Source organism: Alteraurantiacibacter lauratis, from assembly GCF_037154155.1.
Lineage (GTDB): Bacteria > Pseudomonadota > Alphaproteobacteria > Sphingomonadales > Sphingomonadaceae > Alteraurantiacibacter > Alteraurantiacibacter lauratis.
The window spans coordinates 19,746-35,355 of record NZ_JBANRN010000012.1; the positions used below are offsets into that span (position 1 = coordinate 19,746).

A 15,610-nucleotide genomic window follows, 5' to 3' on the forward strand; every position below is an offset into this window, starting at 1 on the left:
TGGAACTCCGGCGCCGCCCTTGCCATTGATAACGGCATGAGCGCGAATTTCTCCTGGATCAGGCCCGATCCGCGCGGCATTTTCGTGGTGCCGGCGAATAGCTGGATCGATCCGGCGCATCCGGTCGACACCGCGCTGGTCACGCACGGCCATGCCGACCACGCGCGCGGCGGGCACCGCCAGACCTTTGCCACGCCCGAAACGCTGACCATCATGAAGTTGCGCTACGCAACTTGCGACGGAGCGGTGCCGATCGCTTATGGCGAGACGGTGCGACTGCCCGGCGGGGTGAATGCGACCTTCGTGCCCGCAGGCCATGTGCTGGGCAGCGCGCAGATCCTGCTGGAACACGCAGGCGAGCGCGTGGTGATTACCGGCGATTACAAACGCCGCGCCGATCCCACTTGCGCGCCGTTTCAGGTCACGCCCTGCGATATTTTCATTACCGAGGCGACCTTTGGCCTGCCGGTCTTCACCCATCCGCCGATCGCGCAGGAAATCGGCAAACTGCTCGCGGCACGGCAGAAGAACCCCGATGCCTGCATTCTTGTGGGCGCCTATGCGCTGGGCAAGGCGCAGCGGGTGATCGCCGAACTGCGCAGCGCAGGACATGACAGCACGATCTGGCTGCATGGCGCAATGGAGGCGATGTGCCGCCTGTATGAGGAACATCGCGTGCCGCTGGGCGATCTCAGGCTGGTGAGCGATGCGCCATCAAGGGATGCGCTGCGCGGTGCCATCGTCATCGCGCCGCCATCTGCCCTCAACGACCGGTGGAGCCGCCGCCTGCCCGATCCGGTCACCGCCATGGCCAGCGGGTGGATGCGCGTGCGCCAGCGGGCGCGGCAACGCGGGGTCCAATTGCCGCTGGTCATTTCCGACCATGCCGACTGGGGCGAGCTGACGCGCACGATTGCCGAGGTGAACCCGGCCGAAACCTGGATCACCCATGGGCGCGAGGAAGCGCTGCTGCGCTGGCACGAACTGACCCAGCGCCGCGCCCGCGCGCTGGCCATGGTGGGGCGCGAGGAGGAGGACGACTAGGCGATGCGCGCCTTTGCCGCCCTGCTCGATGCGCTCCTCTACACCACCAGCCGCAACGCCAAGCTGGCGCTGCTGGCCGATTATCTGCGCGCCACGCCCGATCCCGACCGGGGCTGGGCTCTCGCCGCGCTGACGGGGGAGCTCGATTTCCCGGCGGTGAAAGCCTCCACCTTTCGCGGCCTGATGCATGAACGGGTCGATCCGGTTCTGTGGTCGCTGTCGCGCGATTTCGTGGGCGACACGGCGGAAACGGTGAGCCTTTTGTGGCCCGATCCGCCATGTGACGTCACGGCCTCATCACCTGCTGACATCAGCTTGCGCGAAGTGGTGGCGCGGCTTTCCACGCTTACCCGCAGCACTGCGCCGGGCGAACTGGCGCGCCTGCTTGACCGGCTCGATTCGTCTGGCCGCTATACGCTGATCAAATTTGCCACCGGCGCGATGCGTGTTGGCGTTTCGGCGCGGCTGGCGCGCACAGCCTTTGCGCAGGCCTTTGGCGTAGCGGTGGAGGATGTGGAGGAATACTGGCACGGCCAGACGCCGCCCTATGCCGCACTTTTCGCATGGGCATTGCAAGGCGCAGAGCCGCCACGCACCGATGATCTGCCGCTGTTCCGCCCCTTCATGCTCGCGCATCCGCTGGAGCAAGAGGAGGTATCGCTGGATGATTACGCCGCGGAATGGAAATGGGACGGCATTCGTGCGCAATTGGTGCATGTGGGCGGTGAAACGCGCGCCTATTCGCGGTCGGGCGACGATATCTCGGCCAGCTTTCCCGAAATGGTCGCGGCGCTGGATTTTCCGGTGGTGCTCGACGGCGAATTGCTGGTGCGGGGAACTCAACAAGGCGGCGAACAGGGCGGCGCGGCGAGTTTCAACGCGCTGCAACAGCGGCTGGGCCGCAAGACCGTGAGCAAGGCGATGCTGGCGCAATATCCGGTCTTCATGCGTGTTTATGACCTGCTGATCCGCGAAGGGGAGGATCTGCGCCCCCTGCCCTGGCACGCCCGCCGCGCCGCGCTGGAGGCGCTGATGCCGCGCCTGCCTGCCAGCCATTTTGACCTCTCCGCTCTGGTCGAGGCACGCGATTTTGCCGATCTGGCGGCTTTGCGCGAAAATGCGCGCGATGCTGCGATCGAAGGGCTGATGCTGAAACGCCGCGATGCGCCCTATGTCGCGGGCCGCCGTGCAGGGCTGTGGTTCAAGTGGAAGCGCGATCCGCTGCTGGTGGATTGCGTGCTGATGTATGCGCAGCGGGGCAGCGGCAAGCGGTCGAGCTTCTATTCCGATTACACCTTTGGCTGCTGGGATGGCGACCCGGCGGCGGGCGGGCAATTGCTGCCCGTGGGCAAGGCCTATTCGGGCTTTTCGGACGAAGAGCTGGTGCTGATCGACCGGCATGTGCGGCAGAATACGGTCAACCGCTTTGGCCCCGTGCGCGAAGTGGAGCGGCAGCTGGTGTTCGAAGTCGCCTTTGATTCGGTGCACGCCAGCACGCGGCACAAATCAGGCCTCGCCATGCGTTTCCCGCGCATCCGCCGCATCCGCTGGGACAAGCCCGCGGACGAAGCCGACCGGATCGAGGCGCTGCGTGCGCTGATCCGCGATTGACGCATCGAAGCCGGTGGGCGCATGATCGCCCGATGCTGCAATTCGCCCGCGCCGAACGCCTGCTTGCCTATGCCATTGCCGGGCTGGCGGGCTTTGTCGATGCCTCCGGCTTTCTGGCGGCAGACCGGTTTTTCGTCTCCTTCATGTCGGGCAATACCACGCGGCTGGGGGTGGAACTGGCGGGCGGCGGGCGTGCCGCGCTGGTGGCGGGGCTGCTGCTGGCGGGGTTCGTGGCCGGTGTGGCGCTGGGCGCGGTGATCGCGGAAAAGGTGGCGTCACGGCGCAAGACCGCCGTGCTCACCGGATCGGGCGCGCTGCTGTTGCTGGCGGCAGCAGGGCAAGCGCTGGGCAGCACCGAAGCGTTTCTGGGCTTTGCCGTGATTGCAATGGGCGCGATCAACAATGTCTTTCGCCGCGACGGCCAGGTGGCGCTGGGCGTGACCTATATGACCGGCGCGCTGGTGCGCATGGGCGAAGGGCTGGCCGGGTGGCTGACGGGCAGCGGGCATGGCGCGCGCGGCGCGCTGCCGAGCCTGATCCTGTGGAGCAGCCTTGCCGCAGGGGCTTGCGGCGGGGCGCTGTTGTTTCTGGCTTATCCTGCCCTCGCCCCGTGGCTGGCGGGCGTTTGGGCCTTCACCCTTGTTGCCTGCGCATGGAGCATGGAGCGGGCGCGCTAATCCAGTTGCACCAGTTTCGCCCGCGAAGTTGCGCCGCGCAACAAGGTGACGCGCGAGGGCGCGGTGCCGAGCGCATGGGCGAGCAGTTCCAGCACCGCCGCATTGGCCGCGCCGCCATCGGGCCTGGCGCGCACTTTGACGTGAACCACCCCGTCTTCGATGGTGACGGCTTCGGTTCTTGCCCCCGGCGTGACGCGCAAGGCAAGCCGCCCTTCGTCATCAGCCAGCGCACGAATGGCATCGGCCGGGGGAAGGTCAGCCTTGGGTTTCGCCATCCAGCATCGCCCTGTGCCGCCGCGCCAGTTCGACATAGCGCGCGGACTGGAACCGTATCTTGGCGATCTGCGCGTCGTCCTGCGCACGCAAAAGGCGCGCCGGGCGGCCCACCCAGATTTCGCCCGGCGGGATGACCTTGCCGGGGCTGAGCAGCGCGCCCGCGCCCAGCATTGCGCCGGTGGAAATACGTGCCCCGTCCATCGCCACCGCGCCCATGCCGACAAAGCTGCCATCTTCCACGACCGCGGCGTGGACAATCGCCATATGGCCGATCACGCAATCCTCGCCAATGATCGTGGGCAGGCCGTCGGTGGGCACGGCGGCTTCGGGGCGCGGCCCTTCGACATGGATCACCGTGCCATCCTGCACATTGGAGCGTGCGCCGACTTCGATCCGGTGGATATCGCCGCGCAGCACGCATTTGTACCAGATGCTCGCCTCAGGGCCGATCGTGACATCGCCGATGATGCAGGCGCCCGGCGCAACAAAGGCGCTGTCGTGAATGCGCGGCAGCTTGCCGTCAAAGGGCAGGATGGTCGCGCCGGGAAAGCGGGGATCGTTCATGCGCGCGCCTCCCATTCAGGCCGCGTGATCGCCCAGGTGATCGCGTGGCAGAAGGGTGGCTCGTAGCGCTCTTCGGTAAAATCGAGTTCGGGCCGCCGCACCATGCCCAGCCGCTCCATCAACCCCCAGCTCGCGGTGTTCTCGATCAGGGTGAAAGCGACGATCCGCTCTGCCCCGAAGCGGGTGAAACCCGCCGCCAGCGCCGCCTCGGCGGCTTCGCGCGCATAGCCCTTGCCCCATGCGTCCTCGCGAAAGCGCCAGCCGATCTCGAATTCGCCGGGCACGCTGCATCCCGGCGCATCGGCGCGTTTCAGCCCGCAAAAGCCCAGCATCGCGCCCGACAAATGCCCGCCATCGTCCTTGCGCTCCACCACCCAGAAGCAGAAGCCGTTGCGCGCCGCGCAGGAGGTGACGCGGGCGCGTTGTGCCGCCATGCCATCGGTATCGAACACGCCCGCCAGCCAGCGCATCACTTCAGGTGTATTGGTCAGGCGGAAGAAGTGGGGCCAGTCCTCGTCGCGCCAGTCGCGCAGCACAAGGCGCTGCGTTTCGAGCCGGAATCCGGGCGCAGCTTCAGCCATTGAGCAACCGCGCCGCCAGCGGGGCATGATAGGTCAGCACGCCCGATGCGCCCGCGCGCTTGAACGCCATCAGCGTTTCCAGCACCAGCGCGTCGCGGTCCCCCGCGCCCGCCGCCACCGCCGCCTCGATCATCGCGTATTCGCCGCTCACCTGATAGGCGAAGACGGGCACGTCGAACCGCGCCTTCACCCGCGTCACAATGTCGAGATAGGCAAGGCCCGGCTTCACCATCACGCTGTCCGCGCCCTCGGCAATGTCCATCGCCACTTCGCGCACCGCTTCTTCGGCATTGGCCGGATCCATCTGGTAGGTTTTCTTGTCGCCTTTCAGCAATCCGCCGCTGCCCACCGCATCGCGGAAGGGGCCGTAGAAGGCGCTGGCATATTTGGCGGCATAGGACATGATCTGCACATTGGTATGCCCGCCCATTTCGAGCGCCATGCGGATCGCCTTGATGCGCCCGTCCATCATGTCGGACGGGGCGATGATATCGGCCCCCGCCTCGGCCTGCGTCATCGCCTGATCGACCAGCACCGCTACTGTCTCGTCATTCAGCACATAGCCCGCATCGTCGATCAGCCCGTCCTGCCCGTGGGAGGTATAGGGATCGAGCGCAACATCGGTGAGCACGCCCACATCATTGCCGCAGGCATCGCGAATGGCGCGGATCGCCTGGCACATGAGGTTGTCGGGGTTGAGCGCCTCTGCCCCGTCGGTGCTGCGCTTGACCGGCGGCGTATTGGGGAACAGGGCGACGCAGGGGATGCCCAGTGCGACAGCTTCCTTGGTACGCGCCGCAATACCATCCACCGACCAGCGCGACACGCCGGGCAGGCTCGCCACCGGCTCCTCCACCCCGCGCCCGCTGGTGATGAACAGCGGCCAGATCAGATCGGCCGGGGTCAGCACGGTTTCGCGGGTGAGCGCACGGCTCCACGCATGGGTGCGCGAACGGCGCAGGCGGGTGGCGGGATAGCTGACAGTCATAGGCGCAAAGTCCTGCCGCAAAAGCGCGGGCAGGGCAATCTTGCCAATATCAGGTGACGATCTGCTGGCGCCGTTCCAGCCGGTCGATTTCGCGCGCGGGCTCCTCGTTCGCTGCGGCAGGCGCGGCCAGCGGCGCCAGCGCCGCGCCGGGGGCGACGGCTTGCAGCCGGTTCAACTGGGCACGGAAATCGGCCAACTCGCGGCCCGACAATTGTTCACGCGTCACGAACTTTACCGTCGCCGGGTCAATCGCCTGCCCGTTACGGTACATTTCGTAATGCAGATGCGGGCCGGTGGAGAGACCGGTGGAGCCGACATAGCCGATCACCTGCCCGCGCCGCACCTGCTGCCCCGTGCTCACCGCGATGCGGCTCATATGCGCATAGCCGGTGCCCAGGCCGCCGCTATGCGCCAGCCTCACGAAATTGCCGTGCCCGCCATGGCGCCCGGCAAAGGTCACGCGCCCATCGGTCACGGCATAGATCGGCGTGCCGTGCGCGGCGCGGAAATCGAGGCCGGCATGCATCCGCCGATATCCCAGGATCGGATGGCGGCGCATGCCATAGCGCGATGTGACCGGGCCGGGCACAGGGGCAAGCAGGCCTTCGCGCTGTTCCCCCACGCCGGCGGTATCGTAATACTTGCCGTCACGGCCCCAGCGCATCAGCTGCTTTACCGGGCGGCCATTGCGCACAATCCCGGCATAAAGCAATTCGCCCTCTTCCACTTCGCCAGTGGCGGCGCGCTTGTAATCCACGATCAGGTCGAATTCGTCCGTGGGGCGAATATCGCCCGAAAGGCTCATCTCGGTGCCGATGACGCGCAGGAATTGCTGCACGCTGCGCGGCGGCGCACCCGATGCGCGGGCAGAGCGGTAGAGGCTGCTGCCCACGGCCGCGCGGATGCGCAGCGGGGTGGTATCGACCGCGATGGGCCGGGGATCGAGGACAAGACGCCCGCCCTTGCGCTCCACCGCCAGCGCCAGATCGAACCGTGCGCGGAAGGACAATGCATCGACCGGGCGGCTCGCTCCTGCGGCCGGTCGGCGGCCCAGCGTAATGTCGACCTTGGTGCCCGCTTCAATCTCGGTCAGCGGGATGGCCGCGCCCACCATGCGCACGATCTGCGCGGCTTCGGCATCGTCGACGCCCGCACGCCGCAGCATCCGCTCAAAACTGTCGCCCTGCGCCAGCGTGGCGACCAGATCGAGCCGCGGGCGTTCGGGTGCGCTGGCCAGCGGGATGACCGCAGGCGTTGCGCCCATGCGCCGGCCGCTATCCGCGCCCAGCGCCAGCGGCATGATCATGTGGCTGCGGAATTCGTCGCGCACATCGGCATCGATGCGCATGGCGGGCGCGGCCTCCACCTCGGAAAAGCCGGGGAAGCCCGCGATTGCCAGCGCCGAAAGGCCCACCAGCGTCGCCACCCCGCGCAACCAGCGGGGAGAGCCGATATCGCGCGCCAGATCGGGCGCAAGGTCGAGGCCCGCCAGCTTGAGCGAGGCGTGTTCGCGCCATTCGTGGTAGCGATCGGCAAAGTTGGCGATGCGCGCCTGCCTGTGCGAAGAAGGGCGGTGCGAGGAGGCGGCGCCGCCGTGATCTACCGCATGGGCAAGCGAGAGCTGGGCGGCAGAAGCGTTGCCTGCGCCCGCGCCCTCCATCGCATCTTCCTTGCGGTCGGTGAACAAACGCGCCCTCCCTTGTGATTGCCGCCATGCCGTATGGTGCGCGCACAGGACAACCCAGTCCGGCTGGATTAGTGGCTTTCTCCCTTGCCTGCATAAAGTAAATTGCGCCTTAAGGTCGACCAGACGAGTCCCCTGCGCGACGAACCGAATCCATCAGACTGCGGTTTTTCCCCTACCTCCCCAAAGCTCGCGATTGCGCGGGGCGCGCATGGCCTTACAAGCAGGTGTTCTTGTGAGTTCGCGTGTCTCTGACAGCCGGATTCGCGCGATCCTGGGCCCGACCAATACAGGGAAGACCCATCTGGCGATCGAGCGGATGTGCGGCCATTCCAGCGGAGCCATCGGCTTCCCGCTGCGGCTGCTGGCACGCGAGGTCTACGACAAGGTCTGCAAGCTGAAAGGCGCGGATCAGGTCGCGCTGATTACGGGCGAGGAGCGGATCGAGCCGCCGCACGCGCGCTATCTGCTCTGCACCGCCGAGGCCATGCCGCGCAGCGCGAACGAACGCGCCTTTGTGGCGCTGGACGAGGTGCAATTGGGCGCCGACCGCGAACGCGGGCACATCTTTACCGACCGGCTGCTGCATGCCCGCGGGCGCGAGGAGACGATGCTGCTGGGGTCCGCGACGGTGGAGCCTTTGGTGAAGGCGCTCATCCCTGGCGTCACGGTGGAAGGGCGGCCGCGCTTTTCCACGCTCAGCCATGCCGGACCGGTCAAATTGTCGCGCCTGCCGCCGCGCAGCGCGGTGGTCGCCTTTTCGGTCGAGGAGGTCTACCGCGTGGCCGAATTGTTGCGCCGGTTTCGCGGCGGGGCGGCGGTGGTGATGGGTGCATTGAGCCCCGAAACACGCAACCGCCAGGTCGCGCTGTTCCAGTCGGGCGAGGTCGATTACATCGTCGCCACCGATGCCATCGGCATGGGTCTCAACCTCGATGTCGCGCATGTCGCCTTTGCCTCGCTGTCGAAATATGACGGGATGCGCCACCGGCGGCTGATGCCATCCGAAATGGCGCAGATCGCGGGCCGCGCCGGGCGGCATCACCAGGACGGCAGTTTCGGTACGCTGAGCGGAGCGGGCGGGCGTGACAGTGCCTTTACCGAAGAAGAAATCTACGCGATCGAGCAGCATCGCTTTGCCCCGCTGACGCGCCTGTTCTGGCGCGAGGCGGAACCACGGCTCGACACGCTCGATAATCTGATCGCTGATCTGGAACGCGGGCCGGATGATCCCGCACTCGCCCCCGCGCCCGAAGCAATCGACCTTGCGGTGCTCAAGCGGCTGTCTGACGATGCCGATATCGGCGGCGCGGTGCGGGGCCGTGCGCAGCTTCGCCGCTTTTGGGATGTGTGCCAATTGCCCGATTTCCGCCAGCAAGGCGCGGAAATGCATGCGCGCTTTGTCGCGCGTCTTTGGCGTGACTTGAAAGACGGGCATCTGGGCGCCGATTTCGTTGCGGCGCGCATTGCCGACCTTGGCGAGGTGCGCGGCGATATCGACACGTTGCAGGGAAGGCTCGCCGCGATCCGCAGCTGGGCCTATATCTGCCAGCGGCCAGATTGGGTTCTGGCGCGCGAGGAAATGGCCGCACGGGCGCGCGGGGTGGAAGCGCGCCTGTCGGATGCGCTGCACCAGCGGTTGACCGAACGTTTCGTCAACCGCAGGACAGCTATATTGATGAAGAGTATGGGGAAGGATGTGGGGTTGTTGAAAGTGGTGCTGGAAGAAAACGGGCAGGTCACGGTGGAGGGGCAGGTGATCGGCCATCTGGAAGGGTTCCGCTTCGTGGTGGATGCCGATGCCAGCCACGAGGACCGCAAGCTGATGCTGGCTGCGGCGGAAAAGCACCTGCCGCAATTGCTCGCCGCCAAGGCCGCCGCGCTGGTCGCGAGCGAGCTGGGCGTGCTGGAACTGGGCCGCGATGCCGCGGGCGCGCCGGCGATCCTGCGCGAGGGGCAGGTGGTGGCGCAACTCGAACGCACGCGCGAACCAACGCGGTGGCGCCTTGTGCTGGCGAAGGACCTCGCCCCGCTCGACCCGGTGCACCGCGCCCGCCTGGCCGAGGCGCTGGAGGTGTGGCTCGAAGGCAAGCTCGCCCCGCTCGCTCCCTTGCGCGCGCTGGAGGAGGCCGCAAAGGATCCCGAAATGGGCAGCGAGGTGCGCGCCTTGCTGCTTGCCCTGGTGGAACGCAACGGATCGGTGCGCCGCGAGGAATCGGGCGTCGCCGCCATCCCCAAGGAAAAGCGCCCGCTGCTGCGCCAGCTGGGCATCATCATCGGCACGCTCGATGTGTTCCAGCACGCTTTGCTCAAACCTGCCGCGCGCGCGCTGTTGGCGCAGCTTGGGCTGGACACGCGTCCGCTCAATCCCCGCATGGAGGCCGTCATCACACCCGAAGGCCCGCTTCCCGCCGGCTATTGCCGCGCCGGCACGCAGGCGGTGCGCCTCGACATGGCGGAAAAGCTGTTTCGCAGCGCGCATGAAACACGCGAGAAGGCCGGCCAGAAACTGGGCGGCGGCAGCTTCCTGATGGACGCCGGGTTGCCGACATCCATGGGTCTGGTGGCCGAAAACTACCTGAAGCTGATGCGCGAGGCCGGATTTCGCGCGACCGAGCCGCAGCCACTGGCGGAGGGCGCCTTTGGCCCGCCCGCGCCGCGCCTGTGGACATGGCGCCCCCCGCGCCGCGATAACCCGGTCAACCGTCCCGCAAGGGGCGAGGAACGCAAATCCCGCCATCCGCGCGGCCCACGCGGCGGCTACACCCCTGCGGGCACGCCAAGGGAAGTCAAGCCCGCTGCACGCAGCCCGCTGCGCAAGCCCGATGGCCCACCGCCGGGCGGCGGCGCCTTTGCGGGTCTTGCGGATCTTCTGCGCAAATGAAGCCCCGCGCATGAGGCCCGCGCCATGAGGCTGGACCTGCTGCTGGTGCGGCTGCGCTTTGCAGGCTCGCGGCAATTGGCGCAGGACTGGATCATGCCGGGCCATATCCGCCGCAACGGGCAGAGAGTGGTCAAGGCCAACCAGCCGGTTGCGCCGGGCGATGTGCTCACCCTGCCCATGCGCACCCATGTGCGGGTGATCGAAATCCTCAGCCTGCCTGCCCGGCGCGGCCCGCCTGCCGAAGCGCAAGCCTGCTATCGGGTGCTTGACGCTGGCGCGGCAATCGCCATAGCAGGCAAACAGACGCCGCAAATGAAGGAAAGCGCGGCAGACCGGATCGAAGGGAAATCGCTCACATGACCTACGTCGTCACCGACGCCTGCATCAAGTGCAAATATACCGATTGCGTCGAAGTGTGTCCGGTGGACTGTTTCTATGAAGGCGAGAACATGCTCGTCATCAACCCGTCCGAATGCATCGATTGCGGCGTGTGCGAACCCGAATGCCCGGCCGAGGCGATCCTGCCCGATACCGAAAGCGGCACCGAAAAGTGGCTGGAACTGAACGCCCAGTACTCGGCCGAATGGCCCAATATCACGCAGAAGAAGGATCCGCCGGCGGATGCGGATGCTTTCAAGGGCGTGGAAGGCAAGTACGAAGCGTATTTCTCGCCCGAACCGGGCGAGGGTGACTAAGTCACTGGCATTTAAGGATTACTTTTCAGAGCCGCTGGCGCGGTGAGTGCCTTGTGCTTGCTTCGCAGGGCTCATTGCCGTGCCTATGGCAATTTTGTGGCGAATCTGTTATATAATCCAGCGGCCGCGCGGAACAGGTGATGATCGGCGCGTACAGGAAGGCAGGTTTCCCCCACACTCAGCGATGACAGAACCGGGATAAAGGCCGCCGGCGGGTCGTGCGGTCTGCAAATCCCTGTCGCTGAAACGGGACCTGCCGGCAGAGAAAGGACACTACATGGCATCCAGTGCCCCCGCCTTCGATGTAGGCGATTATGTTGTTTATCCCAAACATGGCGTCGGACGCGTTATCGAGTTGCAGAGCGAGGAAATCGCCGGAATGCAGCTGGAACTTTATGTGCTCCGCTTTGAAAAGGAACGCATGACTTTGCGCGTTCCTGTCAACAAGGTGGAAGCGATCGGGATGCGCAAGCTTTCCAGCGACAAGACGCTGAAGGAAGCGATGGAAACGCTGAAGGGCAAGCCCAAGGTCAAGCGCACCATGTGGAGCCGCCGCGCGCAGGAATACGAAGCCAAGATCAATTCGGGCGACCTGGTTTCGATCGCGGAAGTGACGCGCGACCTGTTCCGCCCCGAAGACCAGCCGGAACAGTCCTATTCCGAACGGCAGATCTTCGAAGCGGCCTCCAGCCGCCTCGCCCGTGAACTGGCGGCGATGGAAAAGACCGACGAGCCGACCGCGCTGCGCAAGATTCTGGATGTGCTCAAGGAGCATGCCCCGCAATATTACGAGAGCACGCCCGAAGACGCCTGAAAATCAAGGCGCTGAGCGCAAGCTGAGGCGAGAAAAGGCCGTCCGGTGCGAACCGGGCGGCCTTTTGCTTGCCCGGAACACGCGCCGGGTTCATGATGTGCAGGTTCCCCGTGGGGTTTGCCGCTGATGCGCCTTTTCCACCTGCTTGCCTGCCTGCCTGCCGCGCTGCTCTTGCCATCCTGTGTCCGCACCGTGGCCGATGTCGTGACCGCACCGGTGCGCGCGGTGGGCGCGGCGGTGGACCTTGCCACTACCAGCCAGTCCGAAGCGGACGAGAACCGCGGCCGCGAAATCCGCCGGCGGGAGGAATTGCTGGGCCGCCTTCAGCGCGAATATGACGAAGAGGCGCGCCGGTGCGAACGCGGCAATGACGAGGCCTGCCGCGAGGCTATCGCGATCCGCCGCGAAATCGACGCGCTGATCCCGACGATCCCGGCGGAACCGGACCGCCGCCGGGATTAGCGCGAGGCCCTTGCCAGCCGATCATTGATCGCCGCGCCGATGCCCTCTTGCGGCACCGGGGCCACCGCAATGCGCGGCTGCGGCGCCGCGGCGGCCTGGTGCAGGCAGGCGTAAAGCCGCGCCGCCGCCGCGGCCAGATCGCCAGCGGGCGAGAGCGAGCAATCGCCCAGCACCGGCCCGAAACCGATGTGGAACTCGTCTGCCGCCGCCGCGGGTGCATTCAGCCGCACCGGCTTGCCCGGCGAGTAATGGCGCAGCATCTGTCCGGGCGCTTCGATGCCCTTTGCGATCTCCACAGGCTCGCTGCCAAGCACGGCGGAAATCTGCGCGCGCGTCACCGGCCCTTCGCGCAGCAGGCTCCACCCGCCTCCTTCGCGCAGCGCGACAATGGTGGATTCGAGCCCCTGCGCACAGGCGCCGCCATCCCAGATTGCCGCCACGCCTTCACCCAGCGAAGCCGCGACATGGGCGGGCGTGGTCGGGCTTACCCCCATGCTGCGATTGGCCGATGGGGCGGCCAGCGGCAGGCCCAGTTCGGCCAGCAAGGCGCGGGTGAGCGGATGGGCGGGCACACGCAGCGCCACGGTGGGCAGGCCCGCTGTCACCGCCGGCACAATCCCGCTTGCGGGCCGAAGCGGCACCACCAGCGTCAACGGCCCCGGCCAGAATCGCGCCGCCAGCGCCTCGGCCCTCTCGTCCAGCACGGCCAGCTTCCGCGCTGCGGTCAGATCGGCCACATGGACGATCAGCGGATTGAAGTCGGGTCGCCCCTTGGCACGGTAGATGGCGGCAACCGCCGCTTCGCTATCGGCGCGCGCGGCAAGCCCATAGACCGTCTCGGTCGGTATGGCGACCAAGTGCCCGTCGCGCAGCAGGGCGGCAGCGCGGGCCAGCCCTTCGGCATCGGGCGACAGGGTGAGAGGCGGGTTGGTGGCCATATTCCACTCCCGCTAGGCCCGACTTCCGCCTTCGCCAAGCCCCCACGCGACGCCAAACAGCTTGACGCCGTGCCCCCGCCGGGGCGAGTCAGGTGCAATGGATGACACGCTGCACCAGCTTCGCCGCATTGCCGATGCGCTCGACCGGCTCGCCCCGCCCCCGCCGCACGCCGCCGACTGGCTCGATTCGCCCGCCTATGTCTGGAACGGACAGGCGCGCGCAGTAGGCCAGATCGATGCGCCGCCGCTCGATCTCCTGCGCGGCATCGACCAGGCGAAGGAGCGGGTGGCCGCCAATGTCGACCGGCTGGCGCGCGGGGAGGCCGCGCATGACATGCTGCTGTGGGGTGCGCGCGGCATGGGTAAATCCGCGCTGCTGCGTGCATCGGTAAAGGCGGCGCAGGCCGAGGGCGGCAATATCGCGCTGGTGCAGGTGGCGAGCGGCGCGCTCGACAGCCTGCCTGCCTTGTTCACCGAGCTGGCGCGTGCGGGCCGCAATTTCCTCGTCTTTGTCGACGATCTGGGCTTTGCCGAGGGCGATGCCGAAGGCCCCCGCCGCTTGCGCAGCTGGCTCGATGGCGGGGTGGAGGCACGCCCTGCCAATGTGCGCCTCGCCGTTACCTCCAACCGCCGCGCAATCGTGGTGCGCCACGGGGCGGAACAGGATGACCCGATCAATCCGCGCGACGCGGTGGATGATAATCTGGCGCTGGCCGACCGGTTTGGCCTGTCGCTGGGCTTTCACGCCTGCTCGCAGGACGATTACCTTGCCATCGTGGCAGGCTATGCCGCTGCGCATGGCCTTGCCTTTGACGAAGGCGATGCGCTGGAATGGGCCAAACGGCGCGGCGCGCGGTCAGGCCGGGTGGCCTGGCACTTTGTCACCGAACTCGCCGGGCGGGCGGGAAAGACGCTCTGAAATCAGAACGAACCGGGCATCAGATCCGCAGGCGGCTCCTCGAACGCGCGGGCCGGATCGCCGATCAGATTGCGGCGCGGCGGCAGGCGAGCGCCACGGTTGCGCTGCGGCGCGGCCCCGGGAGCAGCCGTGGGGTTCACCACGCGCCAGATGATCCCGGCGGTATCGTCGCTCACCAGCAGGGCCCCGGTGCCATCCCACGCAACCCAGGTGGGCCGCCCGCGCGTCTCGTCCTCGTTGGCGAGAAAGCTTTCGAGCACCGTTACCGGTTTGGCCAGCGGGTTGCCGCGCTCGTCAAAGGCGACAAAGACCACGTCATAGCCGCCCGGCGGATAGCGGTTCCATGACCCGTGCCGGGCAATGAAGGCGCCGCGCGCAAAGGCATCGCCCATCCGCGTGCCGCCCTGGGTAAACACCATGCCCAGCGGCGCGGTATGCGCACCCAGCGCATATTCAGGCACGCGGGTGTAGCTGGTGAGGAAGCGCGGCATCGCCATCTTCACCCGTTCGTCCACCACATCGCCGTAATAGACCCAGGGCCAGCCGTAATGCGACCCCAGCGGCACATTGGTCATGTAATCGGGCACTAGGTCCGAGCCCAGCATGTCGCGTTCGTTGACCGTGGTCCACAGCTCGCCGCTCCACGGATTCCATGCCAGGCCGTTAGGATTGCGGAGGCCTGCAGCAAAGATCCGGGTAGAGCCGGTTTCCAGATTGATTTCGTGGATCGCGGCACGGCCTTCCTCGATCTCCATCCCGCCTTCGCCAATGTTCGAGGCCGAGCCGACCGCGACATAGAGCCGCGTGCCTTCGGGATCGAGCAGGATATTGCGCATCCAGTGATTGCCCGCCGGCGGCAGGTCGGCAATCTTCTCGCCCTCGCCCGTCAGCGCGGTGGCGCCTTCTTCGTAAGCGAAACGCAGCACCGCATCGTGATTGGCGACATAAAGCGTGCCGTCATGCCAGGCCATGCCTGATGGCGAGGACAGCCCTTCGCGCAAAATGTGCCGTTCCTCGGCAACGCCATCGCCATCGGCATCGCGCAGCAGCACGATCTGATCCGCCGAGGGACCGCCCGCGCCTGCTTCGCTGAACAGGAAGCCCGCGACCAGATTGGTCAGCCAGCCGCCCGCCACTTCGCCCGGAGGTGCCTTGGTGAGTGTGACGAGCACATCGCCATTGGGCATGGTGTAGATCACGCGCGGGTGATCCAGCCCCTCGGCAAAACGATTGACCGCCAGCCCCGCCGCCGCCGTGGGTGCTTCGCCGTCCGCCCAGCCGATCGGCTTGGCAATGCCGACGGTGGGGAAGAATTGCGGAGCGGGTTCAGCCAGTACCGGATCGGTGCCGCTGGTTTCCTCCAGCGTGTGCAAGGCAGGCACCGGCCGCGTGATCCACCACAGGGCGGCACCGGCCACCACGAGGAACACGGCAAGGGCGATGGCGATCTTCTTGAATGTGGACATGGGGTGA

Annotated in this window: 16 protein-coding genes; 9 read left to right on the forward strand and 7 right to left on the reverse strand. The window is 66.8% G+C overall.

Features of this window, described 5'->3' with window-relative positions; translation table 11 throughout:
* The first annotated feature begins 36 nt into the window (after window positions 1–36).
* Genes WFP39_RS11340 through WFP39_RS11350 form a run of 3 tightly spaced genes read left to right on the forward strand, consistent with a single transcriptional unit; the run spans window position 37 to window position 3,332 of the window.
* On the forward strand, window positions 37–1,044 hold the full coding sequence (locus WFP39_RS11340) for a ligase-associated DNA damage response exonuclease (RefSeq protein ID WP_336919728.1): 1,008 nt from the start codon (window positions 37–39) through the stop codon (window positions 1,042–1,044).
* A gap of 3 nt (window positions 1,045–1,047) precedes the next feature.
* Window positions 1,048–2,655 (forward strand): cisplatin damage response ATP-dependent DNA ligase, encoded by a 1,608-nt coding sequence (locus tag WFP39_RS11345; RefSeq protein WP_336919730.1) that lies wholly within the window; start codon window positions 1,048–1,050, stop codon window positions 2,653–2,655.
* A 32-nt stretch (window positions 2,656–2,687) separates the two neighbouring features.
* Complete coding sequence (locus tag WFP39_RS11350; RefSeq protein WP_336919732.1) at window positions 2,688–3,332, forward strand: YoaK family protein; 645 nt, start codon at window positions 2,688–2,690, stop codon at window positions 3,330–3,332.
* On the opposite strand, the gene WFP39_RS11355 is transcribed toward WFP39_RS11350, so the two are convergent.
* Genes WFP39_RS11355 through WFP39_RS11375 form a run of 5 tightly spaced genes read right to left on the reverse strand, consistent with a single transcriptional unit; the run spans window position 3,329 to window position 7,428 of the window.
* On the reverse strand, window positions 3,329–3,607 hold the full coding sequence (locus tag WFP39_RS11355) for a DUF167 domain-containing protein (protein WP_336919733.1): 279 nt from the start codon (window positions 3,605–3,607) through the stop codon (window positions 3,329–3,331). The two genes, WFP39_RS11350 and WFP39_RS11355, sit on opposite strands and share 4 nt — an antisense overlap.
* Entirely contained in the window at window positions 3,588–4,172 is a 585-nt protein-coding gene (locus WFP39_RS11360) for a gamma carbonic anhydrase family protein (protein WP_336919734.1), read from the reverse strand. Before WFP39_RS11360 ends, WFP39_RS11355 begins: the two co-directional genes overlap by 20 nt.
* Entirely contained in the window at window positions 4,169–4,753 is a 585-nt protein-coding gene (locus tag WFP39_RS11365; protein ID WP_336919735.1) for a GNAT family N-acetyltransferase, read from the reverse strand. Before WFP39_RS11365 ends, WFP39_RS11360 begins: the two co-directional genes overlap by 4 nt.
* Entirely contained in the window at window positions 4,746–5,741 is a 996-nt protein-coding gene (hemB, locus tag WFP39_RS11370; RefSeq protein WP_336919737.1) for a porphobilinogen synthase, read from the reverse strand. Before hemB ends, WFP39_RS11365 begins: the two co-directional genes overlap by 8 nt.
* A gap of 49 nt (window positions 5,742–5,790) precedes the next feature.
* Window positions 5,791–7,428, reverse strand: coding sequence for a M23 family metallopeptidase (locus WFP39_RS11375; RefSeq protein WP_336919739.1), 1,638 nt, complete (start codon window positions 7,426–7,428; stop codon window positions 5,791–5,793).
* Window positions 7,429–7,636: 208 nt separating this feature from the next.
* Between WFP39_RS11375 and WFP39_RS11380 the strand changes: the two genes are divergently transcribed.
* From WFP39_RS11380 to WFP39_RS11400, 5 genes are all read left to right on the forward strand, one after another.
* A complete protein-coding gene (locus WFP39_RS11380) occupies window positions 7,637–10,309 on the forward strand; it encodes a helicase-related protein (RefSeq protein WP_377923267.1) in 2,673 nt (890 codons plus the stop codon).
* Window positions 10,310–10,333: 24 nt separating this feature from the next.
* Window positions 10,334–10,669, forward strand: a complete 336-nt coding sequence (locus WFP39_RS11385) for a S4 domain-containing protein (protein WP_336919741.1) — start codon at window positions 10,334–10,336, stop codon at window positions 10,667–10,669.
* Window positions 10,666–11,004 carry a ferredoxin FdxA gene (gene fdxA, locus WFP39_RS11390; RefSeq protein WP_336919742.1) on the forward strand — a complete coding sequence of 113 codons (339 nt, stop codon included), beginning with the start codon at window positions 10,666–10,668 and terminating at the stop codon, window positions 11,002–11,004. The genes WFP39_RS11385 and fdxA overlap by 4 nt, the downstream gene beginning before the upstream one ends.
* 277 nt (window positions 11,005–11,281) lie before the next feature.
* The gene (locus WFP39_RS11395) at window positions 11,282–11,818 is read left to right on the forward strand and encodes a CarD family transcriptional regulator (RefSeq protein ID WP_336919744.1); all 537 of its coding nucleotides are present in this window, start codon (window positions 11,282–11,284) and stop codon (window positions 11,816–11,818) included.
* Between the two features lie 126 nt (window positions 11,819–11,944).
* Window positions 11,945–12,280, forward strand: coding sequence for a hypothetical protein (locus WFP39_RS11400; protein WP_336919745.1), 336 nt, complete (start codon window positions 11,945–11,947; stop codon window positions 12,278–12,280).
* Here WFP39_RS11400 and WFP39_RS11405 read toward each other — a convergent pair.
* The gene (locus WFP39_RS11405; RefSeq protein WP_336919746.1) at window positions 12,277–13,218 is read right to left on the reverse strand and encodes an L-threonylcarbamoyladenylate synthase; all 942 of its coding nucleotides are present in this window, start codon (window positions 13,216–13,218) and stop codon (window positions 12,277–12,279) included. The two genes, WFP39_RS11400 and WFP39_RS11405, sit on opposite strands and share 4 nt — an antisense overlap.
* 97 nt (window positions 13,219–13,315) lie before the next feature.
* Here WFP39_RS11405 and WFP39_RS11410 point away from each other — a divergent pair, with 97 nt between their 5' ends.
* A complete protein-coding gene (locus tag WFP39_RS11410) occupies window positions 13,316–14,137 on the forward strand; it encodes an ATP-binding protein (RefSeq protein ID WP_336919747.1) in 822 nt (273 codons plus the stop codon).
* A gap of 2 nt (window positions 14,138–14,139) precedes the next feature.
* Here the strand turns inward: WFP39_RS11410 and WFP39_RS11415 are convergent, their stop codons facing one another.
* On the reverse strand, window positions 14,140–15,603 hold the full coding sequence (locus WFP39_RS11415; RefSeq protein WP_336919748.1) for a PQQ-dependent sugar dehydrogenase: 1,464 nt from the start codon (window positions 15,601–15,603) through the stop codon (window positions 14,140–14,142).
* Between the last annotated feature and the right edge of the window lie 7 nt (window positions 15,604–15,610).

What these genes read in the sequence shown, in the direction of transcription:
- WFP39_RS11410 (WP_336919747.1), top strand. Translation starts at nt 13,316, where the DNA reads ATGGATGACACGCTGCACCAGCTTCGCCGCATTGCCGATGCGCTCGAC.
- hemB (WP_336919737.1), bottom strand. Translation starts at nt 5,741, where the DNA reads ATGACTGTCAGCTATCCCGCCACCCGCCTGCGCCGTTCGCGCACCCAT.
- WFP39_RS11340 (WP_336919728.1), top strand. Translation starts at nt 37, where the DNA reads ATGAGCGCGAATTTCTCCTGGATCAGGCCCGATCCGCGCGGCATTTTC.
- WFP39_RS11345 (WP_336919730.1), top strand. Translation starts at nt 1,048, where the DNA reads ATGCGCGCCTTTGCCGCCCTGCTCGATGCGCTCCTCTACACCACCAGC.
- WFP39_RS11365 (WP_336919735.1), bottom strand. Translation starts at nt 4,753, where the DNA reads ATGGCTGAAGCTGCGCCCGGATTCCGGCTCGAAACGCAGCGCCTTGTG.
- WFP39_RS11360 (WP_336919734.1), bottom strand. Translation starts at nt 4,172, where the DNA reads ATGAACGATCCCCGCTTTCCCGGCGCGACCATCCTGCCCTTTGACGGC.
- WFP39_RS11355 (WP_336919733.1), bottom strand. Translation starts at nt 3,607, where the DNA reads ATGGCGAAACCCAAGGCTGACCTTCCCCCGGCCGATGCCATTCGTGCG.
- WFP39_RS11380 (WP_377923267.1), top strand. Translation starts at nt 7,637, where the DNA reads ATGGCCTTACAAGCAGGTGTTCTTGTGAGTTCGCGTGTCTCTGACAGC.
- WFP39_RS11395 (WP_336919744.1), top strand. Translation starts at nt 11,282, where the DNA reads ATGGCATCCAGTGCCCCCGCCTTCGATGTAGGCGATTATGTTGTTTAT.
- WFP39_RS11415 (WP_336919748.1), bottom strand. Translation starts at nt 15,603, where the DNA reads ATGTCCACATTCAAGAAGATCGCCATCGCCCTTGCCGTGTTCCTCGTG.
- WFP39_RS11385 (WP_336919741.1), top strand. Translation starts at nt 10,334, where the DNA reads ATGAGGCTGGACCTGCTGCTGGTGCGGCTGCGCTTTGCAGGCTCGCGG.
- WFP39_RS11405 (WP_336919746.1), bottom strand. Translation starts at nt 13,218, where the DNA reads ATGGCCACCAACCCGCCTCTCACCCTGTCGCCCGATGCCGAAGGGCTG.
- WFP39_RS11400 (WP_336919745.1), top strand. Translation starts at nt 11,945, where the DNA reads ATGCGCCTTTTCCACCTGCTTGCCTGCCTGCCTGCCGCGCTGCTCTTG.
- WFP39_RS11350 (WP_336919732.1), top strand. Translation starts at nt 2,688, where the DNA reads ATGCTGCAATTCGCCCGCGCCGAACGCCTGCTTGCCTATGCCATTGCC.
- fdxA (WP_336919742.1), top strand. Translation starts at nt 10,666, where the DNA reads ATGACCTACGTCGTCACCGACGCCTGCATCAAGTGCAAATATACCGAT.